The following is a 26134-nucleotide window of genomic DNA, read 5'->3' as shown; positions in this document are numbered from 1 at the left end:
CGTTGTCTAATCCTCGCCGTGGGTGGAACAACGTTGAGCGTCCTGACCCCGTACACCGCTGATCGTGTCGAGCCGGTCGTGGTGGCGGAGATGACGGCCGAAGGCATCGAGCGGGATGCCGCCAGCCCGGAGAACTGGTACTCCGCTGATGGACGGCCCTACGGCTACTCCCTCGATCGACCGGACAGTGAGACCGATCCGGCGGAACTGGATCTCATCGAGCGGGTCGCCGGCAAGGCGATGCGTTGCGACATCGGGTTGCACATCTTCGTCAGCAACCTCGAAGGTCGGCCTGTCCTGGGCAGGCTGGCGCAGCGCGTCGCGGAGCGGACCGAGGGCTGGGTCCTGGTCGAGTTCCGGACTCCGCCGTCCGCGGACTTGCTCGGGTACCTGGAGAACGCGGGCCGCTGCATCCGGGTCGACGACTACGTCTACCTCGACGCACCGGCGATGGCAGCGTGGTACGCCCACCCGAATTTCCACGTGATCAAGTAGCTGCCCTGGATCAACACGACGAGCGCGGTAGATCCACCCCGGCAAACCTCAACCCCACTCCGCTAACCACAACCCAGGTCTATCGGAATGCGGTTCTTCACGATCGACCAACGCGAACTGAAGAAAGAAAGGCTGAAGAACCGGTCAGGCACAGGGCGGCTGGAACGCCACCCCAGGCAAGTAGTGGTTCCACTCGACTTCGGTGATACGAGGCAACGCGAGCGAGCAGATCCGGTCAGCCACCCGCCCCTCGTCGACATCCCACAACCGGGTAGTCCGATCCATGCCCGCCGTCACCAGCTGACGCCCGTCCGGCCGGAACGCCACCGACCACACAGTGTTGGTGTGGCCGGTGAGCATGGCTTCCTGCTGCGGCTGACGGGGGTCGGAGATGTGCCACAGCCGAACGGTCATGTCCGCGCCGGCACTGGCGAGGGTGCGGCCATCCGGGCTGAACGCCAGCGCGTAGACGCTTTCCGTGTGACCACGCATCGACGACAGCTCGGTGCCGGTCGCGTCCCAGAGCCTCAGCGTGAGATCGGCGCCGGCCGTGGCCACCATGCCGTTCGGACCGAACGCCACTGCCTCAGCCGCGCCGGGCAACGTCTGCCTCCCTGTGAAGCCCCGGTTCCACAGCGAGATCTGGCGGTCCGGACCCATCGTCGCGATCCGGCCGTCCTGGCTGAACGACAGAAACTCGCTGACCTCGTCAGGCGCCGGGTAGGTGGCGGTGAGGGTGCCGCTCTCGACGTCCCACTCCTTCCAGGTGCGGTCACGTCCGGCGCTGTGCAGGGTGCGGCCGTCGAACACGACCGCAGAGACCCCGGCGGCGTGGCCGGGCAGCTCGATCAGCCGGCCAGACGGTTCGGTCATGTCGCGGACGAGAATGCGCTCGCCATCGCCCGCTATGGCGATCCAGCGGTTGTCGGGGCTGAACGCCACCGCGGTCACGCTGCCGAGATCGCCGGGGAACAGCGTGATCTTCTGCATGGTCTTGGCGTCCCACAGCGTGGGGATCGTGTCCTTGCCGGTCGCGGTCGCCACGCGCCGGCCGTCCGGGGAGAACGTGGCCTGGTAGGCGAAGCCGGTGTGGCCGGCGAAGTCGAGTTCGGCCATGTCCTCGACGCGGGCGGTCCGGTCCCGGCTGGTCGTGACGAGCCGTAGGCCGTCGGGGCTGAACGCCACCGCCAGCACGTCGCCGGTGTGGCCGGGGACCTGGCCGATCTCGGTCGGCGTGGCGCGGACGTCCCACAGGCGCACGCCACGGTTGACGCCGCCGGTGACGAGGGTGCCGCCCTTCCCGAACGCCAGGGCGTTGACCGCGCCCGCGTCCAGCGTGGCGACCTTCGTGCTGCCGCGCCACAGGATGGTGGTGCGGTCGGCGTCGGCTGAGGCCAGCAGGCCGTCTTCGCTGAACGCGAGCGCGACGGCGTCCCCGGTGTGACCGGTCAGCACCGCGATCTCCTTGCCGTCGCGCCACAGGCGGACGGTGTTGTCCCAGCTCGCGGTGGCGAGGGTGCCGTCGGGTCCGAACGCCACGGCCGCCACGACGTCGGTGTGGCCGGTCAGGGTCGCGATGAGTGCGCCGGTGGCCGGGTCCCACAGCCGGACCGCGCCGTCGTAGCCGCCGGTGGCGAGCAGCTTGCCGTCGCGGCTGAACGCGACCGCCTCCACCGCGTCCGGGTGCTGCAGGACCGTGACGCCGCCGGGTTTGCGCAGGCGGACGGTCCGGTCCGAGCTCGCGGTGGCGAGCGTGCCGTCCGGTCCGAACGCCACGGCGCGGACGTTGCCGGTGTGGTCGGAGAGCACGGCCTTCTCGTGTGGCTGCTCCCCCATGTCCCACAGGCGGACCGTGCGATCGTGGCCGCCGGTGGCGAGGGTCTTGCCGTCCGGGCTGAACGCCGCCGCCGCGACGGCGTCGGTGTGGCCGGCGAGCCTGGTCGCGTACGGCGTGGCGAACGAGCTCAGCAGGTGATCACGCGTGTCGGGGGACGGGGCGAGGCGGTGGGCGGCCAGGCCGAGCTGCAGCGACAGGGCCGGGTTGGCACTGCGCAACGAATCAGCTTCCGCCAGCACCTTCCGCACGAGTGCGATGTCGCGCTGGGCGGCGGCCGAGCGCTGGGCCTGCACCGCGACGACCACGGCGGTGGTCGTGAGCAGAAGCAGCACGGTCAGCACCGCCACGAGTTGGCGCAGACGGCGGGTACGGCGGGCTTGCACCTTGCGGCTCGCCTTGAGGAACGTGCGTTCGCGGCCTGTGAGGGCGTCATCGTTGCGAGCGGCCCAGTCGACTGCCGCGTCGAGGCGGGTACCGCGGTAGAGCGTGCTGGGATCGCGGCCGTCCCACTCGTCCGTGGCGATGGTCAGCGCGCGATGGACTCGCAGCCCGTCGCGGTCCTCGGTGAGCCACTCGCGCAGCCGGGGCCAGCAGCGGATCAGCGCCTCGTGGGTGATCTCGACGTCGTCGCGGTCGAGGGTGAGCAGGCGGGCTTTCGCGAGTTCTTCCAGCACCTCGCCCGCGTCGTCGTCCAGCTCGCGGCGGCTGATGCGGCGCTTCGTGTCCTCCGTGTGCGCGCCCAGGACGGTGAGCCGCAGGAAGACCTGCTTCGCGGTGCGTTGCCGGGCCGGACTCAGTGCGGTGTAGGCGTTCTCGGCACTGCACGCGATCGCGTCGCGGATACCGCCCGCTTCCTCGTACCCGGTCAGCGTCAGCTTCGTGCCGCGGCGCCGCCGCCACGTCTCCAGCATCGCGTGCGACACGAGCGGGAGCACGCCCGCCTGCCCGTTGGCATCCGCGATCACCCTCGTGATCAGGGCGGTCTCCACGATCAGGCCGGTCCTGGCGGCCGGGCGGGTGATCGCGGCGTGCAGTTCCTCCGTGGTCATCGCGCCGACCATGACCTGACCGCCGTTGAGGGCCTCGACGAGTTCGGGGTGACGGCCGCAGTGGGCGTAGAAGTCGGCCCGCACCCCGATCACGACCTTCGCCGGGTGTGCCACGAGCGCCTTGATGAACTCGGTCCGCTCGGTCTCCCTCGTGAGCGTGAAGACCTCCTCGAACTGGTCGACCACGATCACCTCGGCCTCGACGCCGTCGAGCTGCCGCAGCGGGTGCTCGCCCGGTGTGATCAGCGCGACCGGCTGGCCGAGACGTGCGACCAGACCGGCGCGCAGGACCGACGACTTGCCCGCGCCGGACGCCCCGAAGACGCCGGTGAACTGTCGTTCGTGGACGGTCGCGAGCAGGTCGTCGACGAGCTTCTCCCGGCCGAAGAACAGGTCTGCATCGTCCGGCTGGAACGCCTTGAGTCCCGCGTACGGCGGGTCCTCCTCGTCGGCGACCGGGGTCTTGGCCAGCTCCTCCCAGCGGGAGCGCCACTCGTCGACGTCACCGCCGCACGCCGTGACGTAGGCCAGCGTGACGGCGAGGGAGGGCAGCTCACGTCCGGCCGCGGCCTCGGACAGCGTGGTGACGCTGTAGTGCGCGAGCTTGCCGAGTTCGCGGTAGGTGGGGCTGCCCGCTTCCTGGCGCAGTCGGCGCAGGTCCGCCGCGAACCTGATCAGAGGCGTGTCCTCCGGGCCCAGCGGCCGTTCTCGTCTCGGCACCCGTCGAGGCTATCCGGAGATCTTGATGTTCCTCGAACATGCCCCGAACCAGGACCGATCGCGGGCCCGGCACCGTATCGCCCCGAACGGTTTTCCTAGTTGAGGGGACAACATGAAGCTCAGACCGGTGATCTTCGGGTTAGCCGCGGCGATGCTGCTGGGGAGCAGCGTCCCGGCATCGGCTGACCCGGCGACGGCCCTTCCGGCACGTCTGTCCGTGTCGGGGGCCCACGTCCTGGATCCGTCCGGGCAGCCGATCGTGCTGAAGGGGTACAACTGGGGCCACTGGGGCACTGTCCAGCCGCAGGACCCCGGCGACCACGTCGTGGCGGGCGCGAACTCGGTGCGCATCCCGCTGCGCTGGTGGGGTGTGTGGAAGGACGGCGTGGACAGCCGCGACACCACCGCGCCCGGCCACATCTCGCCGTCGCACCTGGCGGTGCTCGACCAGATGATCTCCCAGGCCAGTGCGAACCGCCTGTGGATCACGCTGTTCGTCGACTCCGACTACGGGCAGGGCGCGGGCGGGCATCCTGACAACTTCTGGACCAAACCGGAGATGAAGCAGGAGTTCAAGGAGGTCTGGCAGTTCCTGGTGCGGCGTTACAAGTCGACGCCGTACATGGGTGCGTTCGAGATCCTGCCTGAGCCGAAGCCGGCCGGGGTGAACGACGACGGCGTGCGGGCGTTCTACGACGAGATGATCGGCGTGATCAGGGGAATCGACCGCCGCACGCCGGTCGTGGTGGGCCCCAACGACAACTACAGCTGCAGCCACCTCGAAGGTGCCTACACGACGGTCGATCCGAAGGTCATCTACACCTGCAACTACTTCATCTTCGACAAGCCGCTGAACCGGATCGGGCTGATCACCGACTTCCGTTCCGCGCACGACGTGCCGGTGTGGATCAACCAGGTCGGCGTCGAGTCCGGTGACGTGGACGCGAAGTCGAAGGCCCGCAGCGTGTTGCAGGCCTTCGACGACAACGGCATCGGCTGGGCGTGGTGGACGTACCGGCTCAACGGCACCAACCCCGACACCCACGGCATCTACTACCGCGACCCGGCCGATCCCAACGGCTGGATCCTCAAGCCAGGCTGGCTCGCTCTCGTGAACGGCTTCCTCGCCGCATAACGGGTTCTTCGATGTAACGCCAGCTGAGCGCCGCCGCCGCGATCGTGAGCACCGCCGCGATCGGTCCGGCGGCGGCGCCCAGCTCCGGCCGCAACCACAGGGTCAGCGGGTAGTTCCACAGGTAGGCGCCGTACGACACGACCCCGAGCGCTACCAGCGGTTTGATCGGTGTGGCCACCTGCTCCCACTTCGACCAGGCCAGCAGCAACACGGCCGTGCATCCCGCGATCGCCGGGCCCGCCACCAGGTAGGTCAGCGGGTGGCCCCGCAGCGGGACGACGGACAGGATCGCCAGTCCGGTCAGCGCGACCGGTACGGCCCAGCGCTTGACCGACGAGCCCTTGAGCCGGACCGCGGCGCCGATCACGAAGCACACGAACCACGACGTCGGCAGCGCGTAGGCGTTGTCCGCGTGCGGCCACAGCCAGATCAGCGTGGCGGTGCAGGCCGCGAGTGCCCCGAGGCCAACGACGACGAGTGCCGCGCCGACCTTGCCGCGCACCCACGCGAACGCCAGGATCGCGGGCCACAGCAGGTAGAACTGCTCTTCGGTGGCGAGCGTCCAGCCGTGGAACGCCGCGGGGCTGACGCCGCCGATCGGCAGGTTACCGGTGAACGTCAGCAGCACGGCCGCCGTGATCGGCAGCTTGTCGCGTTCGCCCAGCGGGTCGAACACGAGCGTGACGATCACGAAGATCACGACCAGCGCGATGAGCGCGGGCAACAGCCTGCGGGCGCGTCGCGCGTAGAACCGCTTGAAGTCGACCTTTCCCCTGGTCTCCAGCTCCCTGCTCAGGACGCCGGTGATCAGGTAGCCGCTGAGCGTGAAGAACACGACAACACCGACCACGCCCGCACTGGGGAACACGTCTGGGAACGCGTGGCGCAGCATCACCAGGAGAATCGCGATGCCGCGCAACACGTCCAGTCCGGCGATCCGCTTCACCGCATCGCTCCGCGCACGAGCTTGTCCAGCAGGTCCGAATAGGACAGACCGGCCGCCGCGAACATCTTGGGCACCTGGGATTCCGCCGTCATGCCCGGCATCGTGTTGACCTCGTTGAGCACCAGGCCGTCCGCGGTCAGGAAGAAGTCGACCCTGGCCAGGCCGCGACAGCCGAGCGCTTCGTAGACCTTGAGAGCCGCGTCCTCCAGCGCCTTGAGCTCGGTGTCCGCCAGCGGCGCAGGGATCACGAACTTGGCACTGCCGTCGTACTTCACGGTCGTGTCGAACAGGCCCGGCACCTGGATCTCCAGTGGTGGCCCGGTCCGGCGGCCTTCGTCGGGGTCGTCGAGCACCGCGATGTCGATCTCCCGGCCCTCGAGCACCTCTTCCACCAGCACCCGGTCGTCCAGCTCCAGTGCCTTGCGGACGGCGGGTTCGAGGTCCTCCTCGCGGTGGACCAGCGCGACGCCGAAGCTGGAGCCGGCCGCGACGGGCTTCACCACGACCGGACCGGTGAACTCCACAGTGGACGCGTTGGTGACCAGCGTGGCTTTGGCCGTGCGCACTCCGACGGCCTCGGCGACCAGCTTGGTGGCCCACTTGTCCATCGCGAGCGCACCCGCCCGCAGCGGGGACCCGACGTAGGGAATGCCTGCCAGCTCACACAAAGCGGCCAGCGTACCGTCCTCACCGAGCGGCCCGTGCACCAGCGGCAGCACGACGTCGCACGTAGCCAGCACGTCGAGTGCGGAGGCGAGGCTGCCGGACGTCGTGGTGTCGAGTACCTGCCCGCTTTGGCCGTACCACCTGCCGTCGCGGCCGATCGTCAGCGAGACGGCCTCGTACTTGTCGGGGTCGAGTGCCGCACGCACGCTCGCCGCCGAGGCGACGGACACGTCGTGCTCGCAGTTCTGGCCGCCCCCGATCACGGCGACCCTGATACCCCTCGACGTGCCCTTGCTCAACGCATCCACCACCGCATCGACCACCTGTCCCCAGTTCTGCCCGTTCACCACCGCGTCAGCGCCTTGCCGCCCACCCGCGATAGGTCCACACATCGCCTCTGTCGCTTCGGCAAAGCTCCGTTGTCCCGGCGCCCGCTCTCCCCCGCTCACCGCACGCTCCGGCGCACCCGCGCCCCGATGCCCGTCACGATCTCGTGCGGGATCGTCCCCGCCCACGAAGCCCAGTCCGCCGCCGTCGGCTCGCCCTGATCCCCTGCCCCGAACACCACGGCCTCGTCCCCCGGCACCACCGGGTCGTCACCGACGTCCACCACGATCTGGTCCATCGAGATCACCCCGGCCACCGGCCGCCGCCGGCCCCCGAGCCACACCTCGGCCCGCCCGGACGCCGCCCGCGGCACCCCGTCCGCGTACCCGATCGGCAGCAACGCCAGCGTTGTCGCGCGCTCGGTGACGTACGCATGGCCGTACCCGACCCCGGTACCCGCGTCCACTCGCCGCAGCTGGACCACCGGCGCCGTCAGTCGCAGCGCCGAACGCAGCTTCGTCGTGCCCGACGGATCGATCCCCACCAACCCGGCACCGATCCGCACCACGTCCAAATGTGCGCTGCGGTCCGTGAGCGCTGAGCTCGTGGCCCCCAGGTGCCGCACTGACGGCCTCAACCCCGCCTGCCGCGCCATCTCGACGCCACGCGAGAACGCCCGCTTGCCCGCCGCGTTGGCCGGATGCCCCGGCACGTCCGCGCAGGCCAGGTGCCCCATCACCCCGACGACCTCGATCTTGCCGGCGAGCTCGGCGCTCCTCGCGGCGGACATCAACGAGAGCCACGAGTGCGCGGAGGCGCCGTCGCGCGCCATGCCGGTGTCGAGCTGCAGGTGCACCCGCACGGGACCGGCCTTCTCGATCACCGCGAGGTGGTGCAGGCTCGGCACGCTGAGGTCGATCCCGTACCGCACCGCCGTCCGCACGTCGGCGTCGACCGGGTTGAGCCAGCTCAGCACCGGAACGTCCACACCGGACTCCCGCACCGCCACCGCCTCGGCGATCGACGTGACGCCGATCCAGGTCGCCCCCGCGGCGACCGCCGTGCGCGCGACGTCCCCGAGCCCGTGCCCGAATCCGTCCGCCTTCACCACCGCCATGACCTCACCGCGGGCGAGCTCGACGAACCGGCGCGTGTTCTCGGCCACCGCGGCCAGGTCGATCTCCAGCGCCGGACCTGTGGCGACCTGGCGAAGGCTCGTCACGAGCGCGCCCACGCCGGCACCTCCACTGCTCCGTAGACGGCGTGGTCGGCCTGGGTGAGCAGCGCCCAGTAGCGGTCGCCGTAGGACCAGTGCCACCACTCGGTCGGGTAGTTGACCAGGCCCGCGCCGCTCAACGCGTCAGCCAGCACGGTGCGGTTGCGCCGTGCCTCCGCGTCCACCTCGGCGTTGAAGAAGCACGCGCCGTCGCTCTGCTCGGGCGTGGCATCCACCACGGTGCCCATCCACAGCTCGTCCCCCGCCGCGTCGACCAGCGTCAGGTCCACGGCCGCGCCCGCGACGTGCGGGGCGACGGCCAGCGGCGCGACGAACCGGCTGGACAACCGGTCCAGCTCGGCCTTGTCCGCGAGGGGGTGCAGTTCCCGCAGCTCGTCGGTGTAGCGCTCGATGATCGCGCTCTGGTCGGCGATGCTGCGGTGCCCCTCGATCACCCGCAGGTCCACACCGGACGGCAGCGCGGCACGCGCCTCGATCAGGCGCTGCGCGAGCCCTTCCCGCACCAGCACGTGAGAAGCGAAATCCAGCGGTACCAGTGGATCACCGTTCTCGAGCACGCGAACGGCGCGCACCACCGGATCAGCTAGCAGGATTGTCATGCGGACACGCTATGAACGCGCGACTCCGCCGAACCCGTCCTTAAGGTCGACGACGACGGCCGATCGGCCGGTTCGCGGCCCTGAACATCGGCCGATCGGCTGAGAAGCTCAGGCAGCCGGGCAGAACGCCGTGGTGAGACACGGTCCACAGTGGCGGACCCCGGCACGCCCCGTGGAAACTGGCGTCGTGACCCCATTGAGGACGATCTGACGTGCACGCCGCCGGCCTGGTGCTGCACCCGCAACGAGACTCCGCCGCCGCCGTCGAGGCCGTCCTCGGCTGGGCGGCCAACCGCGGCGTGCAGATCCTCGGCATCGCCAACGAGATCGAGCGACTCCGCTGCGAGGCCACCCCGGTCACCGCGGAGGAACTGGGCCGCCGCGCCGACCTGGTCGTGAGCCTCGGCGGCGACGGCACGATGCTGCGAGCCATGCGCCTGGCCGACGGCGAACGCGCCCCGGTCCTCGGCGTCAACCTGGGCAAACTCGGCTTCCTGGCCGAGGTGGACGTCCCCGACCTGCCCGCCGCCCTCTCCGCGATCGACGCCCACGACTTCACCGTCGAACCCCGCCTGGCCGTCGACGCCGTCTTCAACGACCAGAAGGTCACCGCGTTCAACGACATCGCCGTGGTCCGAGTCCCCGGCGACGGCAGCGCCCGAGTAGCCGTCCGGGTGGCCGGCCAGCCGTTCGTCAGCTACGCGGCCGACGCCGTCATCGTCGCCACCCCGACCGGTTCCACCGCGTACAGCTTCTCCGCGGGCGGCCCGATCACCAGCCCGTCCGTCGAGGCCCTCCTGGTCACCCCGGCCGCACCGCACTCCGCGTACAGCCGCGGCGTCGTCCTGTCCGTGCACGACGAGGTCGACCTGGACCTGCTCCCGTCCAGCGGCCGCCTCGCCGTCGAGGTGGACGGCATGGTCGCGGGCTACCTGGAACCCGGCACGCGCATCTCGCTGCGGGGCCGCCCCGGCGCCGCTCGCGTGGTGAGGTTGGGCATGACGACCTTCTACCAGCGGGCCCGCCGCAAGCTCCAGCTCACCGACTCGGCCGAGCTGTCGTGAAACTCCGCCCGTGGACCGTCGCCGACGCGGCCTGGTACGCCGAAACGACCCGTGATCCCGAGGTCCAGCGCTACACCACCGACCCGCCGACCATCACCACCGAGCAGGTCGCGGCCGCGATCGAGGCGCTGCCCGGCAACCCGGCCGCCGCGTCGTTCTGCATCGAGGACGACGGTGAGCGGTGCGGCAACGTCGCCGTCGACTTCGAGGACGGCATCGGTCACCTGTCCTACCTCGTGGCCGCTCACGCTCGGGGCCGCGGTCTCGCGGGCGCTGCGCTCACCGAGTTCGTGGCGTGGATCCTCGCTCACCACGCGGTGACCGAGCTGCGGTTGTGGACGCACCGCGACAACGTCGGGTCGCGCAAGGTGGCCGAGCGTGCCGGGTTCGTCCGGGACCCGGAACGCGACCAGGACCGGGAGATCAAAGGCTCGATCTGGCCGACGGTCGCCTACCACCTCGTTCCCTGATCTCCACCCGTGCTCGAGCGGCGCTTGTTCGGATGTCCGCGCCGAGCTACGGATGGGGGCAGGGACATGGAGTTGAACAGGCGCAAGGTGTTCGCGCTGGGGGCCGGCGCCGCACTCGCCGCGAGCACGGGGACTGCGGAGGCCAAGGCCACCGAAGCCGATCTTCCCGGCTTCCGGCACAACTACGCCCAGGTGAACGGGGTTCGCCTGCACTACGTCACCGGCGGCAGAGGCGAGCCGCTCGTGCTGTTGCCGGGCTGGCCGCAGACCTGGTGGCTGTACAACAAGATCATGCCCGCGCTGGCCACGAGGTTCCGCGTGATCGCGGTCGATCTGCGCGGCATGGGCGGGTCGGACAAGCCGCAGGGCGGGTTCGACAAGAAGACGATGGCGACCGACATCCACGAGCTCGTCAAGAAGCTCGGGTACGAGAAGGTCAACGTCGTCGGGCACGATCTGGGTTCGATGGTGGCGTTCGCCTTCGCGGCCAACTTCCCCGAGGCGACGCGCAAGGTCGCGTTCATGGACGTGCTGCACCCCGACGAGGGCTTCTACCACATCCCGCTGCTGCCGCCGCCGGGCGGATTCAGCCTGTGGTGGTTCGCGTTCAACCAGGTCCAGGCGCTGCCCGAGCAGTTGCTGGCCGGGCGGTTCCGGTACCTGATCGATTGGCTGTTCGCCAACACCGCGTTCAACCCGGCCGCGATCGACGAGCGGTCCCGCCAGATCTACGCCCGGTCGTACAACTCGCCCGACGCCATTCGCGCGTCGAACGGGTGGTACCAGGCGTTCCACCAGGACATCGTGGACGGCAAGACGTACGCCAAGCTGACGCCCCCGGTGCTGGGGCTGGCGTCGGTCTCGTCCTACGACCAGTTCCTCGCGGCGCTGCCGAACGTGGCGAACCAGTTCGAGGTCGTGCGGGTCGACGGGTCCGGGCACTGGCTCGCCGAGGAGCAGCCGGACGTGGTGGCGCGCGAGATCACCGAGTTCTTCGGCTGAGGGTGGGACATCTGATCACCGCTCGGCGGCGATCAGATCCAGCCGGACGTCAGGCCATCGCCGTCGCGGGCAACATCCTCGGCGCCGACCAGCCCAACACGCCGGTGCCGTACTTCTGGACCGACCAGTTCGACGCCAAGATCCACGTGCACGGCACCCTCCACCCGGACGCCGAAGTGTCCGTTGTGGAGGGAAGCATCGCCGAACGTCGTTACGTGGCGCGCTATCACCGGGACGGCGAGCTGATCGGTGTGCTGGGCTGGAACATGCCCAAGCAGGTGCTAGTCCGCGTTGTCGCGCAACCGCCGCAGCATCAACGCCAGGTGCAGCCGGAACCGCCCGGTCGCCGAGTCGAGCTCGAACCCGAGCACCGACTCGGCACGGGCGAGTCGGGCCGTCATCGTGCTGTGGTGCCGGTGCAACACCGCCGCGGCCTTGCGAACCGATCCGGTAGCGCGCAACGCGTCGAGCGCCGTGATCAGGTCCGGATCTGCGAGCCGGTCCAGCGCGAGCACATCGGGCAGCGCGGCGAGGTCCGCGTGATCGAGCTGTTCGGCGAGCAGGGAGAGGCTGCCCAGCCGCTCCCACCACACCACCGGCTCACTGTCCGATGTGTACCGCAAGGCCGTACGCGCGCCCTGCCACGACCGCGCCGCGTCGATCGCGGGCAGCAGCGGGCCGACGCCGACACGGGTGTTGAGACCAGTCGGCACTTCCGTGGTGAGCACGGCCCGCACGCTGCCGAGCAGGACCGACCGTCCTGCGATTTCGCCGGTCGTCGCCAAGACGCGCAGCGGGGTCGCGGCGCCGATGCCGAGCAGGTGCAGCGCGCGGGACCGTTCCGCCGTGCCAACGCCTTCGGAGAGCACGAGTTCCACCAGCGCGGGATCGCCGAGCTCGGGCAACGGCACGCTGGAGTGGTCGAGCAGGATGGCCGCGGCGATCGCGAACCGTTCCAGCAGCATGTCGTCCAGCGGAGCGGGCGTGCCCTCGCGGGCGACCCACACCTCGACGCCACCTTCGAGCGAGCGGACCACGGCACGCGCGGGCACCTGCCCGACCGCGACAGGGGCGCCGGAGTCGGCGCGCAACGACAGCCCCTGGCCGGGAACGTGCAGGCCGACCGGGCACCCGGCGAGCTCGGACGTGCTGCGCACCAGGGCGTCGAGGCCGGCGCGGTCGGTGATCAGGCGGTCGAAGAACCCGATCACGCGCACCGCGTTCTCGGCGTCGGCGTCCAGGGCGGACAGGCGCATCAGCAGGCCCTTCATGACGCAACGATAGCCCTGGGGACGTCGGCGGGGCGGTCTGTCAGGTGCGCGGTGCGGCGGCGGCTCCGGCACCTGGCGCGCGGTCCGGCGCCACCGTCACCCGCCGGGTGCGCGATCCGGCAGCGAGTCCGGCGCGCGCCACGCGCGGTCTGGCGCCACCATCACCCACCAAGCGCGCGACCCGGCAGCGGCTCCGCCACACCCGCCACACACGGACCGGCGCCACCATCACCCACCAAGCGGCAGCTCGGTAGCGAGTCCGACCCCCATCGCCCGCCAGATAGCGAGCCGTGCACCCCGATCACCCACCAGGCGCGCGATCCGGCGGCGAGTCCGCCACCCGCGATCCGGCGCCCCCACCAGGCGCCAGCTCGAAGGCGAGTCCGACCCCACCGCCCGCCAGTTGGCGAGCCCTACCCCACCATTGCCCGCCACGTGTCGGATGCTTGCACCGCAGCCCCGAGCAGAGGATCGACACATGAGCTACTCCATCGACCCCGAGCTGCTCCCCTGGCTCGACATGATCCCCGCGGTCAGCCTGCCCGACTACGACGCACTGGTGGCCACCCGCGCCAGCCAGGCCGAGATGCTCGGCGCCCTGCCGACCTACGAGCCGGCGAACCCCGTCGACGTCCGCAACACGACTGTCCCCGGCCCCGCCGACGCCCCCGACGTGCCCGTGCGGATCTACGCCCCGGCTAACCGGACCGCGGCCCTGCCCGGCCTGGTGTACATCCACGGCGGCGGGTTCATCCTGGGCGACCTGGACATGTTCCACGCGCACCTGCTGCGGCTGGTCGACGAGCTCGGCATCGTCATCGTGTCGGTCGACTACCGGCTCGCGCCCGAGCACCCGTTCCCGGCGCCGGTCGAGGACTGCTACGCGGCCCTGCAGTGGGCCGCTGCCAAGGCGGACGAGCTCGGCATCGACCCGGAACGCCTCGGCGTGGCCGGTGAGAGCGCCGGCGGCGGACTTGCGGCGGGCGTCGCCTTGCTGGCCCGCGACCGCGGCGGGCCCTCGCTGTCCTTCCAGTACCTCGGCATCCCCGAGCTCGACGACCGCCTGGACACGCCGTCGATGCAGGACTACGTCGACACTCCGCTCTGGAACCGGCCCAACGCGATCTTCAGCTGGACCAGCTACCTCGGCACCGAGCCGGGCGGCGCCGACGTGTCGCCGTACGCCGCCCCCGCACGCGCCGAGGACCTGACGGGGTTGCCGCCCACGTTCGTCGCGGTCTGCCAGTTCGACCCGCTGCGCGACGAGGGCATCGAGTACGCCCGGCGCCTCTCGCACGCAGGTGTGCAGGCCGAACTGCGGCTTTACCCCGGCACGTTCCACGGTTCCGCGCTGGTCGAGAGCGCGGAGATCTCCCGCCGGATGTTCGCCGACGAGCTGGACGCGCTACGCCGGGGACTCAAGACCGGCGCGTAACGGTGTTCGCCACGACGAGCGGGGCGAGCTGGACCCAGTCGACGTTCGGGCCTCACGCCGCAGGGTTGCCGAACGTCAGCGCACCCCCTCGCGTGGTGAGGTCGAGCGGTGACGTCGCCTCCCAGAAGCCGTCCCACGTGTAGTTGCGCAGGTACGGCGCACTCGTCGCGTTGCCACCGGCTTCGGTCGCGACCAGCGTCCGGGTGATCGTGTCGGTGTTGTACGGGTGGCCTGTGTTCTTCTCGGCCTGGGCGTAGGCGACGGTCAGGTTGTACTGACCTGCGGCCAGTCCCGTGCGCGGCACCGTCAGCGTGCCGCCGTTGCCCACGTAGCCGACGTAGGAACCGCCCGACGCCCAGGGGCGGGAGGCCACCGTCGCACCCGCGTTGTGATCGCTCACATGTTCGACGGCGGACCGCACGTCCGCCGGATCCTCCGACTCCACCACCCGCACCCCGACGGCGAGACCCGCTGCCCGCGCGGCCTCCTCGATGCCCTGCAGGGTCGCGGCGTAGCCGTAGAGGGTGGTGTTGGCGACCACGACCGTCACCGCGCTCGACTGCCCGGAGCCGAGCGCGCGAGCCGCGCGGTCGGGCCGGTAGCCGAGCCGCTCGATGGCGTCGAGCACCTGCCGGCGGGTGCCGGGATTGACCCTCGGCGAGTCGTTCAGGACCCGCGACACGGTCTGGTACGAGACGCCCGCGGCCGCCGCGACATCACGGATGCTGGGCGTGCCGTAAGACCGTCGTGTCACGCCCGACATCGTGATCGTTGCCGATCGCGCCGTCGAAGCGGCGGTCAGCGGTAGAGCGTGACCTTGGCGGTGGCGAGGTCGTACGACGCGCCCACGACGCGCAACCGGCCCGCGGCGATCGACTCTTTGAGGACCGGGGTGGCCTCGAGGGTCGCGACAGTCCTGCGGATGTGCGCTTCGAGCGCGGCCGCGTAGATGTCACCACCCCGGTCCTTGACCTCACGCGCGGCCGGCACGAGTGCGGACACCAGTGCCCCCAAAGCGCCTGCGGGGGTCTTGCCCGGATCCTTCATCGCCTCCACGGCCGCCTTCACCGCACCGCAGTTCTGGTGCCCCAGCACCATGATCAGTGGCGTGTTCAGCGCGACCACGCCGTACTCGATCGTGCCCACGGTGGGCTCTGACAGCACGTTTCCGGCGGTGCGCGTGACGAACACGTCACCGAAGTCCTCGTCGAACACCGCTTCGACGGGCACCCGCGAGTCCGCGCAACCGAACACCTGGGCGTAGGGAGCCTGCCCCGTGGCGTGCTGACGGATGCTGTCCAGGTTCTGCGTGTGCAACGTCTTGCTGGCGAGCAACCGCTCGTTGCCCGCCATGAGGCGCTGCAACGCCCCGTCCGGTGTCTTCGGCAGATCCGGCGGCACCAGCACGCCGGAGTCCGGCGTGTTCGTCGACTGGCCGGCGGCGGAACCGCACGCGGCGACGGCGACCGACAGTCCGCTCAGAGCGAGGCCGCGCAGCACAGCGCGCCTGGCAGGTGCGGACTCGGATGCGATGGCACTGTTCGCGAGATTCATGGTCCACTTTAGACACGAGGGACCCACCCCCAGGGCCGCCTCTGCATGCCTCGTCACACCCGAACTAGCAGTTCACCCAGAGTCTGTGAGCGCTAACACCGATTTGGTCTCGGTGCGGGAAGGTACTTGACGGGCGTGATGTTAGCGATAACACTCGCCGCCTATGAGGCTCCCCACAGTCGCGGCCGCCGCCCTCGTCCTCACCCTCTCCGCGTGCGGCTCGGCGCAGAAGACCGTCGACCAGCAGAGCGGGTCGAGCGAGGGCGCGCTGGTGGGCGTCACCATGCCGACCCGGTCGTCGGAACGCTGGATCCACGACGGCGACAACATCAAGAAGGCCCTCGAGGCGAAGGGCTACAAGGTCGACCTGCAGTACGCGGAGAACGACATCCCCACGCAGGCCAACCAGATCGAGAACCAGATCACCAAGGGCGCCAAGCTGCTCATCGTGGCGTCGATCGACGGCACCGCGATCACCTCGCAGCTGCAGCAGGCCGCGGACGCCAAGATCCCGGTGGTCGCCTACGACCGGTTGATCCGCCAGAGCCCGAACGTCGACTACTACGCGACGTTCGACAACTTCAAGGTCGGCGTGGAGCAGGCGAACTCGCTGCTCGCCGGACTGAAGACCCGCGGCGAGGGCCCGTTCAACGTCGAGCTGTTCGCGGGCTCGCCGGACGACAACAACGCCACGTTCTTCTTCAACGGCGCCATGTCCGTGCTCCAGCCGTTGGTCGACCAGGGCAAGCTCGTGGTCAAGTCCGGCCAGAAGGACTTCAAGACCGTCGCGATCCTGCGCTGGGACCCGGCCACCGCGCAGAAGCGCATGGAGGACCTGCTCACCTCGACCTACGGCGGCGCCAAGGTCGGCGGCGTGCTCTCCCCGTACGACGGCCTGTCGATCGGCATCCTGTCCGCGCTGAAGAGCAGCGGCTACGGCACGGCCGGTCAGCCCTACCCGATCGTGACCGGGCAGGACGCCGAGGTCGCCTCGGTCAAGTCGATCATCGCCGGTGAGCAGTACTCGACGATCCACAAGGACACCCGCCAACTCGCCGACGTCACCGTGAAGATGGCCGACGCCGTGCTCAAGGGCGGCAAGCCCGAGATCAACAACGACAAGGACTACGACAACGGCGTCAAGGTCGTGCCGTCGTTCCTGCTCCAGCCGGTCACCATCGACAAGGCGAACTACCAGAAGGAACTGGTCGACTCCGGCTACTACACCGCCGACCAGCTCAGGTAGGTCCGGTGTCCGACGAGATCCTGGTGATGCGCGGCATCACCAAGAGGTTCGCGGGTGTCACTGCGCTGCACGAGGTCTCGCTGACCGTGCGGCGCGGTGAGATCCACGCGATCTGCGGCGAGAACGGCGCGGGCAAGTCCACGCTGATGAAGGTGCTGTCCGGCGTCCACCCGCACGGCACCTACGACGGCGAGATCGTCTTCGCCGGCGAGCCGTGCGCGTTCCACGGCGTGCGCGACAGCGAGCGGCGCGGCATCGTGATCATCCACCAGGAGCTGGCGCTGTGCGGGCAGCTGTCCGTGGCGGAGAACCTGTTCCTGGGCAACGAGAGGGCGCGGCGCGGGTTCATCGACTGGAACCGCACCAACCACGAGGCGCAGGCGCTGCTCGATCGCGTCGGCCTGCGCGAGAACCCCACCACGCCGGTGAACGACCTCGGCGTCGGCAAGCAGCAGCTGGTCGAGATCGCCAAGGCACTGTCCAAAGAGGTCGGTCTGCTGATCCTCGACGAGCCGACGGCCGCGTTGAACGACGACGACTCGCAGCACCTGCTCGACCTGCTCGACGGCCTGCGCGAGGACGGCATCACCTCGGTGATCATCTCGCACAAGCTGAACGAGGTCACCAGGATCGCGGACACCGTCACCGTGCTGCGCGACGGCCGGACCATCGAGACGCTGCCCGCGGCAGGGCTCAGCGAGGAACGGATCATCGCCGGCATGGTCGGCCGGGACCTGGAGCACCGGTTCCCGCCGCGCACCCCCGACATCGGCGACGAGGTGCTGCGCATCGAGGACTGGACGGTGCACAGCCCGGCCCAGCCGGACCGGGTGGTCGTCGACCGCGCCACGGTGTCGTTGCGGCGCGGGGAGATCGTCGGGCTGGCCGGGTTGATGGGTGCCGGCCGCACCGAGCTCGCGATGAGCGTGTTCGGCCGTTCCTACGGGGCCGGCGTCTCCGGTCGTGTCGTCAAGGACGGCGTGGAGATCGACACCCGGACCGTGCAGGGCGCGATCCGTCACCGTCTCGCGTACGTCAGCGAGGACCGCAAGCGGTACGGGTTGAACCTGATCGAGGGCGTGCAGCGCAACGTCTCCGCCGCCGCGCTGGGCAAGCTCGCGCGCCGCGGGTGGGTGAACGAGGGCGAGGAGTTCTCGGTCGCGGAACGGTTCCGGCGCTCGATGGGCATCCGGACGCCCGCCGTGTCGACGCCCACCGGCACGTTGTCCGGCGGCAACCAGCAGAAGGTCGTGCTGGCGAAGTGGATGTTCACCGACCCGGATGTGCTGATCCTCGACGAACCCACGCGCGGCATCGACGTCGGCGCGAAGTACGAGATCTACTCGATCATCAACGACCTGGCCGCGCAGGGCCGCGCGGTGCTGGTGATCTCTTCGGAACTGCCCGAGCTGCTCGGCCTGTGCGACCGGATCTACGCGCTGTCCGAAGGACGGATCACCGGCGAACTGGATCGCGCCGACGCGACCCAGGAACGCCTGATGCAGTACATGACACGAGGACAGGGTTCATGACGATCAACCTGCGGCAGTCCGGCATCTACGTGGCGTTCGCGCTGATCGTCGTGCTCTTCGCGTTCCTGACCGACGGCGCACTGTTGCAGCCGCAGAACATCTCCAACATCATCGTGCAGAACTCGTACGTGCTGATCCTCGCGATCGGCATGATCCTGGTGATCATCGGCGGGCACATCGACCTCTCGGTCGGCTCGACCGTGGCGCTGACCGGCGCGATCTGCGCGGTGCTGACCGTCCACTGGGGACTGCCCTGGCCGCTCGCCGTCCTGCTGACGCTCGGCGCTGGTGCGCTCCTCGGTGCGGCGCAGGGCTACTGGATCGCCTACTTCGGCATCCCGGCGTTCATCGTGACGCTGGCCGGCATGCTCGTGTTCCGCGCACTGACCCTGACCACGCTGGGAAACCAGGGCATCGGGCCGTTCCCGGACGAGATCCGGTCGCTCGCCAACGGTTTCACCGGCGGCTACCTGGGCAACGTCGGCCTCGGCCCGCTCGGCGGCGCCGACGTGGTGAGCCTGCTGGCGGGCGTCGCGTGCGTGGCCGGGTTCGCGTTGTCGCAGTGGCGCAAGCGCACGGCCCGGCTCGGCTACGGGCAGACCGTCGACCCGATGCCGGTGTTCGTGCTCAGGATCGTGGGCCTCGCGGTCGTCGTGCTGGCCGTCGTGGTGCAGCTGGCCCGGTTCCGCAACCTGCCGTGGGTGCTGGTGCTGCTCGCGGCGCTGGCGCTCGGCTACTCGCTGATGGCCGGCAACTCCGTGTTCGGGCGGCACATCTACTCGATCGGCGGCAACCTGCAGGCCGCCACGCTGTCCGGGGTGAAGGTCAAGGCCGTCACGTTCTGGGTGTTCGTCAACATGGGCGCGCTGGCCGCGCTCGCGGGCGTGATCTTCGCGGGCCGGCTCAACCAGGCGGGCCCGACCGCGGGCACGGCGTTCGAGCTGGACGCCATCGCGGCGGCGTTCATCGGCGGCGCCGCCGTGCAGGGCGGCGTCGGCAAGGTGGTCGGCGCCATCACCGGCGGCCTGATCATGGGTGTGATCAACAACGGGATGTCGCTCATCGGCGCGCCCAGTGAACGCGTGATGCTCGTCAAGGGCCTGGTCCTCCTCGCAGCCGTCGCCTACGACGTCTGGACCAAGCGGCGAGCCTGAGATCCACTACCGGAAGGCAGACAACAACGATGTTGTTATCCCTGCGCCGTTTCGGCGTTGTCGTGGCCGTGACGGCCGCTCTGATCCCGATCCCTTCGGCCACCGCGGCGGAGTCGTCGGTGCGTGACGCGGCGAACGCCCTGTCCGTGCCGAACATCGACGACGTCCGCGGGCACCTCACCTTGCCCACCACCGGTCTCGACGACACCACGGTGACGTGGACGTCGTCGAACCGGAAGGTGATCACCCCGACCGGCGAGGTCACCCGGCCGGCCACCGGCGCCAAGCCGGCCAAGGTCGTGCTGACCGCGAAGGTCAGCCGTGGCCGCCAGAGCACCACCCGCCTGCTCACCGCCACGGTCGCGCCTCTGCCGGCCAAGGAACCGTTGGCGGGCTACGGCTTCTTCTACTTCACCGGTGAGGGCAGCCCGAACGGCGAGCAGATCTACGCCGCCGCCAGCAAGGGCAACAACGCGCTCGACTGGACCGAGCTCAACAACGGCCAGCCGATCCTCAAGTCGAGCCTCGGCGAGCTCGGCGTGCGCGACCCGTTCATCCTCCGCTCCCCCGACGGCGACAGGTTCTACCTGCTGGCCACAGATCTGAAGATCAACGGCGGACGCGGGTGGGACGCCGCCCAGCGCAGCGGCAGCCGGTCGATCATGGTGTGGGAGTCGGCCGACCTCAAGAACTGGTCACGCCAGCGCAGCATCCAGGTCTCCCCGCCGACCGCGGGCAACACCTGGGCCCCGGAAGCGTTCTGGGACGCCAAGCGGAACACCTACGTCGTCTACTGGGCCTCGAAGCTGTACGCGGACAACGATCCCGGCCACACCGGCAACAGCTACAACCGGATGATGTACGCGACCACGCGCGACTTCGTCACGTTCAGCCCGGCGAAGGTGTGGATCGACCCCGGCTACTCGGTGATCGACTCGACGGTCATCGAGGACAACGGCACCTACTACCGGTACACCAAAGACGAGCGCAACAACTCGTCGACCTCGCCGTGCAGCAAGTACATCACGGCCGAGAAGTCGACCGACCTGCTCGACCTGAGCTACGACTTCGTCGCCGAGTGCATCGGCAAGGCCACGCCGACCAGCCCCGGGCTGAACGCGGGCGAGGGCCCGACCGGGTTCAAGTCCAACACCGAGAACAAGTGGTACCTGTTCATCGACGAATACGGCGGCCGCGGCTACGTCCCGTTCGAGACCACCGATCTCGCGTCCGGCAAGTGGACCATGTCGACCGGCGCCCGCCTGCCCGCCTCTCCGCGCCACGGCACGGTGCTCCCGGTGACGCAGGCGGAACTGTCCCGGTTGACGGCTCCCCCGGCTCCGGTTCGCGCTGACAGCAAGGGTCTCGTCGCGCACTGGCCGCTCAACGCCACGTCCGGACAGGTCGCCGCGGACGCCACCGGCCACGGGTACGACGGCGCACTCGCAGGTGACGTCAGCTGGTCCGGCGGCGCGCTGCAGTTCGGCGGCCGCACCGGGCACGTCCAGCTGCCCAACAACATGCTGACCGGCGCCGCGGCGGCCACGGTGTCCGCGGACGTCCTGGTCGATCCCGGTCAGCAGACGCCGTACTTCCTGTACGGCTTCGGCAACACCGCGTCGAACGGCGTCGGCAACGGCTACCTCTTCAGCACCGGCAACAACTACCGCGGCGCCATCGCCACCGGGAACTGGAGCACCGAGCAGGGCGTCGACTCCGGCAGAGCGTTGCCGCGCGGTGTCTGGAAGAACGTGACGCTGACCGTCGGCAACGGCGTGGAGGTCCTCTACCTCGACGGCGTCGAGGTAGGCCGCAACACCAACGCGACCACCAAGCCGTCCGATATCGGCGGTGGCATCACCGCGGCGAACTACCTGGGCCGGTCTGTCTACTCCTCCGACAAGACCCTCACCGGCAAGATGAAGGACGTCCGGCTCTACAACCGGGCCCTGTCGGGCAGTGAGGTCGCCGCACTGCCGTCGAACAGCACCGTGATCAGCTCGGTCGAACTCGCCTCGCTCAAGGTGCCCGCGGTGATCGACTCCGCGGCGAACACCGTCGTGCTGCCCGTCAAGCCCGGCACCGACCTGCGCCGGCTCGCACCGCGGTTCGGCCTCGCCACCGGGTCGACCATCAAGCCCGGCGGCACGGTGGACCTGCGGAACCCCAGGAAGTTCACCGTCACCAACGCGGCCGGCGACCGTCGTGAGTGGACGGTCGAGGCCCGCGAGATGCGCAGTCCGGTCCTGCCGGGGTTCAACGCCGACCCGAACATCGTCGCGTTCGGTGACACCTACTACATGTACCCGACCGCCGACGGCTTCGACGGCTGGAGCGGCACCAAGTTCTCCGCGTGGTCGTCGAAGAACCTCGTCGACTGGAAGGACGAGGGCGTCATCCTCGACCTCGGGCCGGACGTGAGCTGGGCCGACCGGAACGCCTGGGCGCCGACGATCACCGAACGCAACGGCAAGTACTACTTCTACTTCTGCGCCGAGGCCAAGATCGGCGTCGCGGTGAGCGACTCGCCGACCGGGCCGTTCGTCGACTCCGGCCGGCCTTTGATCGCCCGCAATCCCGGCGGCGGTCAGGCGATCGACCCGGCGGTGTTCGTCGACCGGTCCGGTCAGCCGTACCTGTACTGGGGCAACGGCGAGGCCTACGTCGTGCCGTTGAACAACGACATGATCTCCTACGACCCGGCCAAGATCTCGCGGCTCACCGGCCTCGACGGGTTCCGCGAGGGCCTGTTCATGGTGGAGCGGAAGGGCACCTACTACCTGAGCTGGTCGATCGACGACACCCGCAGCGAGGACTACCGCGTCGCGTACGCGACCGCGTCGAGCCCGCTCGGCCCGTTCACGAACCGCGGCCTGATCCTGAGCAAGAACCCGAAGCTCGGGGTGCTCGGCACCGGCCACAGTTCGATGGTGCAGGTGCCCGGCACCGACGACTGGTATCTCGCCTACCACCGGTTCGCCCTTCCCGGCGGCGACGGAATGCATCGTGAAACCACGATCGACCGGCTGGTGTTCAACCGCGACGGCAGCATCGCACCGGTCGTGCCGACCCTGGAAAGCGTGGCTCCCCAGCGGATCGGATCGCACTGCCGGAACCTCGGCAATTACCCGCACTGATTGCCGCCACAACCAGTGCGCTGCGCAATTCGACTCCATTCGACGAAAATGGAGTCGAATTGCGCGTTCGATGACACAAATCACTTCCACCAGCAGAGAAGACCTGTCCGCGTTCCCCTGAAAGGCCGTACGCTTCACCGCCAGTCGTCGCTGAAGAATGGCGCAATCAGCACAACGCGGGGAATCTCTTGAGACTGTTCGATCGCCACCGCCCGATTCTGTACACACCGGCCGCGGTGCTCATCGTGGCCGCCTGTGCGACCGGTTCCGCGGATACCGCTCCCACCGGGGCCGCGGACTCCACGCCGCAGCTACCGCCGATCACCCTGCTTCCTCCTCCGCCGGACAAGGTGGAGGAGGTCGTGGATGCCCGGACCGTGGTGCTGTCAACGGGAACGAGGGCTCGGGTCCTCGGCCTCGCGGCGCCGGGAGAGTGCTACTCCGGGGCTGCGGTGAAGTTCGCGAGGGACACCCTGCTGGGCAAGCAGGTGCACTACAGCAGGGCATCGGAGTCGCTCATCTCCCTGCGCCTGCCGAACAACGACGACTACGCCGCGCTCGCGGTGAGCAAGGGCGCACTGCGCGCGGAGAAGGACGACCCGGTCCTCACCGAAGTGGAGAAGTCCGCCGCACAGGCCGGTCTCGGCCTCTGGGGACCGCCGTGCCAGGGCCACGACACCACGCCCACGCACCCCGCTCCCGCCCCGCCGCCGGTCACCTCCACCCCACCGCCGGCCGCCGCGAAGGACTGCGCCGTCACGTACCGCGTGGCCAAGGAATGGGCCGGCGGTTTCCACGTCGAGCTGATCGTCCGCAACAACACACGGACGCCCGCCACGCGGTGGACGGTGCACTGGAAGTTCCCGAGCGGTCAGCGGATCGGGGAGACGTGGGGCATGACCGCGCGCCAGTACGGTGCCGACGTCATCGCGATGAGCCCGGACGGCAACGGCTCCATCAGCGCGGGCGGTCAGGTGTCGCTGCGGTTCAACGCCGCAGGTCCGACTGCCGCCCCCACGGCCTTCGAACTGAACGGCAAATCCTGCTCACTCGGCTGACTCGGCAGCAAGCGCCGCGATGGCGTCCGGGCCGGTGCGGCAACACCCGCCGACCAGCCTGGCGCCGCGGCCGGTCCAGTCACTCACCAATGGGGCGAACCCGACCCCGTCCCCGGTCCACGTCCGCTCCCCCGCGTCCCACACCTCACCGCTGTTCGGGTAGACCACGACAGGCAGTCCGGTCACGACGCGGGCGGTGGTGACCGCCGCCGCGACATCCTTGGGAGGGCAGCAGTTCACGCCGACGGCGATGACCTCGTCGATGCCGGCCGCGACGGCGAACGCCTCCGCGAGCGGCTGGCCGGCGCACGTTCGGTCGCCGCGGATGCTGTAGGAGAGCCAGGCCGGCATCCCGCTGCCCCGGATCACCTCCAGCACCGCCTCGGCCTCGTCGGTGTCGGGGATGGTCTCGACCGCGAGCACATCCGGTTCCGCCGCGCAGAGCTCCTCGGTGCGACGCCGGTGGAAGTCCACGAGCGCCTGCCTGCTCAGCCCGTAACGGCCGCGGTACTCCGACCCGTCGGCGAGCATCGCGCCGTACGGCCCGACCGAGGCGGCGACCCAGCGCCGTCCCTCCACATCGGACGCGGCGGACCTGGCCAGCGCCACGCTGGTGCGCAACAGGCGCGCGGTCTCCGCGGGGCTGACGCCGTGGCGGGCGAACCCGTCGAAGGTCACCTGGTAGCTGGCGGTGATGGCGACCTCGGCGCCTGCCCGGTAGTAGGCGAGGTGCGCGGCTCGCACGGCTTCCGGGTCGGTGAGGAGCAGCCTCGCCGACCACAGGGCGTCGGACAGGTCGTGCCCGGCTTGCTCAAGTGCCGTCGACATGCCGCCGTCGAGCACCACCACTTTGCGCGCCAAGGCATCCGACAGGTCCACTCTGGGCACTCTACGGCCAGCGGCGCTGGAGGGGCTGGGTCAGCCGGAAGACGCCGCGCCGCGACCAGCACCCCTACCGCGCGCCAACGCATCCGCCAGCTCGACCCCGACCAGCGCCATTGGAGAGGCCTGGTCAGCCCGAAGACGCCGTACCGCATCCGCCAGCTCCACCCCGGCCCCTCCAACGCCACTGGACAGGCCCGGTCAGCCCGAAGACGCCGTCCCACGCCGAACCGCCACCAACTCCGGCGCACTAGCGCGCCGCGACAATCGCGGCGGCAACAACAACAGCGGCGCAGAAGGCCGCCCCTCGAGCTTGGCGACCAGCAGGTCCACCGCGTGCCTCCCAAGCTCCTCGACCGGCAACCGCACCGAGGTGAGCGGCGGCGACATCTGCTCGGCGAGCTCGTCGGGGCAGATCGCTACCACGGCGACGTCAGCGGGAACCTTTCGCCCCAGCGCACGCAGGCTTCCCGCGACCCAGCCGAGCGCCGCGTCGTTGTGCACCACCAGCGCGGTCATCGACGGATGTGCGCGCAGCAGCGCCTGAACGGACCTGAGCACCGGCTCCTGGTCCTCCTCGGCCGGCATGGCCGTCGCGGCGATGCCCCGGCGCATCGCCGCCGCGCTGAACCCGGCCATCGCCCGGTGGGCGAAGCCGGTGTTGCGGCGGTACACCGCGCTCGGAGCGCCGAGGAACCCGATGGAGCGGTGGCCGAGGTCCGCGAGGTGGTCGACGCACCGGGCGCCCGCGGCTTCGAAGTCGAGGTCCACGCAGGTGAGCCCCTTCGTCGCCGACGGGTGTCCGATGAGGACGGACGGCCGCGCCAGCTCCCGCAGCAGCGGCACCCGATCGTCGTCCATCTCCACGTCCATCACGAGGAAGCCGTCGACCTGGCCGCCGTCACCGATCCGCCGCAGCCCCGGTGCGCTGTTCTCCGCGGTCATCAGCAACACGTCCATGCCGTGCCGGCGCGCGCTCGTGACGACAGCCGCGACGAAACGCATCATCGCCGGCAGGTGCAGGCCCGCGCGCAGCGGCAGCACCAGTCCGATCACGTTCACCCGGCCGGCGGCCAGCGCCCGGTCCCCCGCGTGCGGGTGGTAGCCGAGTGCCCTGATGCTCTCCCGGACCTTCGACTTCGTGTCCGCCGAGATCGACCGCTTGCCGGTGAGCACGTAGGACACAGTGCTCGGGGCGACACCGGCGTGCCGAGCGACGTCCGCGATGGTGACCACACCGAACCCCTCTCGCGAACCCACTTCACCCGATGTGTCCCGTCACCATAGGGAGCATGCCGAGGTGAACTCAAGACGCATG

The 26134-nt window shown here is 69.8% G+C and carries 21 protein-coding genes and 1 pseudogene; 12 read left to right on the top strand and 10 right to left on the bottom strand.

Translation table 11 applies throughout. The features are described 5' to 3' along the window. The first annotated feature begins 33 nt into the window (after positions 1 to 33). A complete protein-coding gene (locus ACIA8G_RS04000; protein WP_396416748.1) occupies positions 34 to 495 on the top strand; it encodes a hypothetical protein in 462 nt (153 codons plus the stop codon). 144 nt (positions 496 to 639) lie between these two features. Here ACIA8G_RS04000 and ACIA8G_RS03995 read toward each other — a convergent pair whose 3' ends face one another. Beyond that, positions 640 to 4101, bottom strand: a complete 3462-nt coding sequence (locus ACIA8G_RS03995; protein ID WP_396416747.1) for a helix-turn-helix domain-containing protein — start codon at positions 4099 to 4101, stop codon at positions 640 to 642. A 112-nt stretch (positions 4102 to 4213) separates the two neighbouring features. Here ACIA8G_RS03995 and ACIA8G_RS03990 point away from each other — a divergent pair, with 112 nt between their 5' ends. After that, positions 4214 to 5236, top strand: coding sequence for a glycoside hydrolase family 5 protein (locus tag ACIA8G_RS03990; protein WP_396416746.1), 1023 nt, complete (start codon positions 4214 to 4216; stop codon positions 5234 to 5236). On the opposite strand, the gene ACIA8G_RS03985 is transcribed toward ACIA8G_RS03990, so the two are convergent. The 4 genes from ACIA8G_RS03985 to ACIA8G_RS03970 form a co-directional block, all read right to left on the bottom strand. Next, positions 5190 to 6182: an acyltransferase family protein gene (locus ACIA8G_RS03985; protein WP_396416745.1), complete on the bottom strand. Its 993-nt coding sequence runs from the start codon at positions 6180 to 6182 to the stop codon at positions 5190 to 5192. The two genes, ACIA8G_RS03990 and ACIA8G_RS03985, sit on opposite strands and share 47 nt — an antisense overlap. After that, a complete protein-coding gene (locus tag ACIA8G_RS03980) occupies positions 6179 to 7198 on the bottom strand; it encodes a D-alanine--D-alanine ligase (protein ID WP_396416744.1) in 1020 nt (339 codons plus the stop codon). Before ACIA8G_RS03980 ends, ACIA8G_RS03985 begins: the two co-directional genes overlap by 4 nt. 95 nt (positions 7199 to 7293) lie before the next feature. Next, positions 7294 to 8409, bottom strand: coding sequence for an alanine racemase (gene alr, locus ACIA8G_RS03975; protein ID WP_396416743.1), 1116 nt, complete (start codon positions 8407 to 8409; stop codon positions 7294 to 7296). Further along, positions 8394 to 9011 carry a M15 family metallopeptidase gene (locus tag ACIA8G_RS03970; protein WP_396416742.1) on the bottom strand — a complete coding sequence of 206 codons (618 nt, stop codon included), beginning with the start codon at positions 9009 to 9011 and terminating at the stop codon, positions 8394 to 8396. Before ACIA8G_RS03970 ends, alr begins: the two co-directional genes overlap by 16 nt. A gap of 212 nt (positions 9012 to 9223) precedes the next feature. On the opposite strand from ACIA8G_RS03970, the gene ACIA8G_RS03965 reads away from it, so the two are divergent. The 4 genes and pseudogenes from ACIA8G_RS03965 to ACIA8G_RS03950 form a co-directional block, all read left to right on the top strand. Further along, on the top strand, positions 9224 to 10075 hold the full coding sequence (locus ACIA8G_RS03965) for an NAD(+)/NADH kinase (RefSeq protein ID WP_396416741.1): 852 nt from the start codon (positions 9224 to 9226) through the stop codon (positions 10073 to 10075). Then, the gene (locus ACIA8G_RS03960) at positions 10072 to 10545 is read left to right on the top strand and encodes a GNAT family N-acetyltransferase (RefSeq protein ID WP_396416740.1); all 474 of its coding nucleotides are present in this window, start codon (positions 10072 to 10074) and stop codon (positions 10543 to 10545) included. The genes ACIA8G_RS03965 and ACIA8G_RS03960 overlap by 4 nt, the downstream gene beginning before the upstream one ends. Before the next feature lie 66 nt (positions 10546 to 10611). After that, entirely contained in the window at positions 10612 to 11547 is a 936-nt protein-coding gene (locus ACIA8G_RS03955) for an alpha/beta fold hydrolase (RefSeq protein ID WP_396416739.1), read from the top strand. Between the two features lie 41 nt (positions 11548 to 11588). Continuing rightward, a pseudogene (locus ACIA8G_RS03950) lies at positions 11589 to 11837 on the top strand (oxidoreductase C-terminal domain-containing protein); the annotation flags it as partial. Here the strand turns inward: ACIA8G_RS03950 and ACIA8G_RS03945 are convergent. Further along, on the bottom strand, positions 11829 to 12818 hold the full coding sequence (locus tag ACIA8G_RS03945; protein WP_396416738.1) for a PucR family transcriptional regulator: 990 nt from the start codon (positions 12816 to 12818) through the stop codon (positions 11829 to 11831). The pseudogene ACIA8G_RS03950 and the gene ACIA8G_RS03945 sit on opposite strands and share 9 nt — an antisense overlap. Positions 12819 to 13296: 478 nt before the next feature. On the opposite strand from ACIA8G_RS03945, the gene ACIA8G_RS03940 reads away from it, so the two are divergent. Continuing rightward, positions 13297 to 14253 carry an alpha/beta hydrolase gene (locus ACIA8G_RS03940; RefSeq protein ID WP_396416737.1) on the top strand — a complete coding sequence of 319 codons (957 nt, stop codon included), beginning with the start codon at positions 13297 to 13299 and terminating at the stop codon, positions 14251 to 14253. A gap of 52 nt (positions 14254 to 14305) precedes the next feature. Here the strand turns inward: ACIA8G_RS03940 and ACIA8G_RS03935 are convergent, their stop codons facing one another. Beyond that, the gene (locus ACIA8G_RS03935; protein ID WP_396416736.1) at positions 14306 to 15007 is read right to left on the bottom strand and encodes a LacI family DNA-binding transcriptional regulator; all 702 of its coding nucleotides are present in this window, start codon (positions 15005 to 15007) and stop codon (positions 14306 to 14308) included. Between the two features lie 44 nt (positions 15008 to 15051). Next, entirely contained in the window at positions 15052 to 15807 is a 756-nt protein-coding gene (locus ACIA8G_RS03930) for a carbonic anhydrase (RefSeq protein ID WP_396416735.1), read from the bottom strand. A gap of 163 nt (positions 15808 to 15970) precedes the next feature. Here ACIA8G_RS03930 and chvE point away from each other — a divergent pair, with 163 nt between their 5' ends. From chvE to ACIA8G_RS03905, 5 genes are all read left to right on the top strand, one after another. Further along, positions 15971 to 17053 carry a multiple monosaccharide ABC transporter substrate-binding protein gene (chvE, locus tag ACIA8G_RS03925; RefSeq protein ID WP_396416734.1) on the top strand — a complete coding sequence of 361 codons (1083 nt, stop codon included), beginning with the start codon at positions 15971 to 15973 and terminating at the stop codon, positions 17051 to 17053. A gap of 26 nt (positions 17054 to 17079) precedes the next feature. Continuing rightward, entirely contained in the window at positions 17080 to 18585 is a 1506-nt protein-coding gene (mmsA, locus tag ACIA8G_RS03920; protein ID WP_396417311.1) for a multiple monosaccharide ABC transporter ATP-binding protein, read from the top strand. Beyond that, on the top strand, positions 18582 to 19739 hold the full coding sequence (gene mmsB, locus ACIA8G_RS03915) for a multiple monosaccharide ABC transporter permease (protein ID WP_396416733.1): 1158 nt from the start codon (positions 18582 to 18584) through the stop codon (positions 19737 to 19739). The genes mmsA and mmsB overlap by 4 nt, the downstream gene beginning before the upstream one ends. A gap of 29 nt (positions 19740 to 19768) precedes the next feature. Then, positions 19769 to 22876 (top strand): family 43 glycosylhydrolase, encoded by a 3108-nt coding sequence (locus tag ACIA8G_RS03910; RefSeq protein ID WP_396416732.1) that lies wholly within the window; start codon positions 19769 to 19771, stop codon positions 22874 to 22876. Between the two features lie 188 nt (positions 22877 to 23064). Further along, on the top strand, positions 23065 to 23934 hold the full coding sequence (locus ACIA8G_RS03905) for a cellulose binding domain-containing protein (RefSeq protein WP_396416731.1): 870 nt from the start codon (positions 23065 to 23067) through the stop codon (positions 23932 to 23934). Here ACIA8G_RS03905 and mmuM read toward each other — a convergent pair. Continuing rightward, positions 23923 to 24813 (bottom strand): homocysteine S-methyltransferase, encoded by an 891-nt coding sequence (gene mmuM / locus ACIA8G_RS03900; RefSeq protein ID WP_396416730.1) that lies wholly within the window; start codon positions 24811 to 24813, stop codon positions 23923 to 23925. The two genes, ACIA8G_RS03905 and mmuM, sit on opposite strands and share 12 nt — an antisense overlap. Positions 24814 to 25017: 204 nt before the next feature. After that, positions 25018 to 26052: a LacI family DNA-binding transcriptional regulator gene (locus ACIA8G_RS03895; protein ID WP_396416729.1), complete on the bottom strand. Its 1035-nt coding sequence runs from the start codon at positions 26050 to 26052 to the stop codon at positions 25018 to 25020. Positions 26053 to 26134: the final 82 nt, after the last annotated feature.

It is taken from the genome of Lentzea sp. NPDC051213 (assembly GCF_044455585.1).
GTDB lineage: Bacteria > Actinomycetota > Actinomycetes > Mycobacteriales > Pseudonocardiaceae > Lentzea.
The sequence above is the reverse complement of the archived record's forward strand: the minus strand, read 5'-3'. Positions and strand labels throughout refer to the sequence as shown.

Bases quoted from the DNA above. Each gene is read 5' to 3' on its own strand.
- ACIA8G_RS03990 (WP_396416746.1), top strand. From the start codon at position 4,214: ATGAAGCTCAGACCGGTGATCTTCGGGTTAGCCGCGGCGATGCTGCTG.
- ACIA8G_RS03970 (WP_396416742.1), bottom strand. From the start codon at position 9,011: ATGACAATCCTGCTAGCTGATCCGGTGGTGCGCGCCGTTCGCGTGCTC.
- ACIA8G_RS03955 (WP_396416739.1), top strand. From the start codon at position 10,612: ATGGAGTTGAACAGGCGCAAGGTGTTCGCGCTGGGGGCCGGCGCCGCA.
- ACIA8G_RS03945 (WP_396416738.1), bottom strand. From the start codon at position 12,818: ATGAAGGGCCTGCTGATGCGCCTGTCCGCCCTGGACGCCGACGCCGAG.
- ACIA8G_RS03940 (WP_396416737.1), top strand. From the start codon at position 13,297: ATGAGCTACTCCATCGACCCCGAGCTGCTCCCCTGGCTCGACATGATC.
- ACIA8G_RS03930 (WP_396416735.1), bottom strand. From the start codon at position 15,807: ATGAATCTCGCGAACAGTGCCATCGCATCCGAGTCCGCACCTGCCAGG.
- chvE (WP_396416734.1), top strand. From the start codon at position 15,971: ATGAGGCTCCCCACAGTCGCGGCCGCCGCCCTCGTCCTCACCCTCTCC.
- mmsA (WP_396417311.1), top strand. From the start codon at position 17,080: ATGCGCGGCATCACCAAGAGGTTCGCGGGTGTCACTGCGCTGCACGAG.
- mmsB (WP_396416733.1), top strand. From the start codon at position 18,582: ATGACGATCAACCTGCGGCAGTCCGGCATCTACGTGGCGTTCGCGCTG.
- ACIA8G_RS03910 (WP_396416732.1), top strand. From the start codon at position 19,769: ATGTTGTTATCCCTGCGCCGTTTCGGCGTTGTCGTGGCCGTGACGGCC.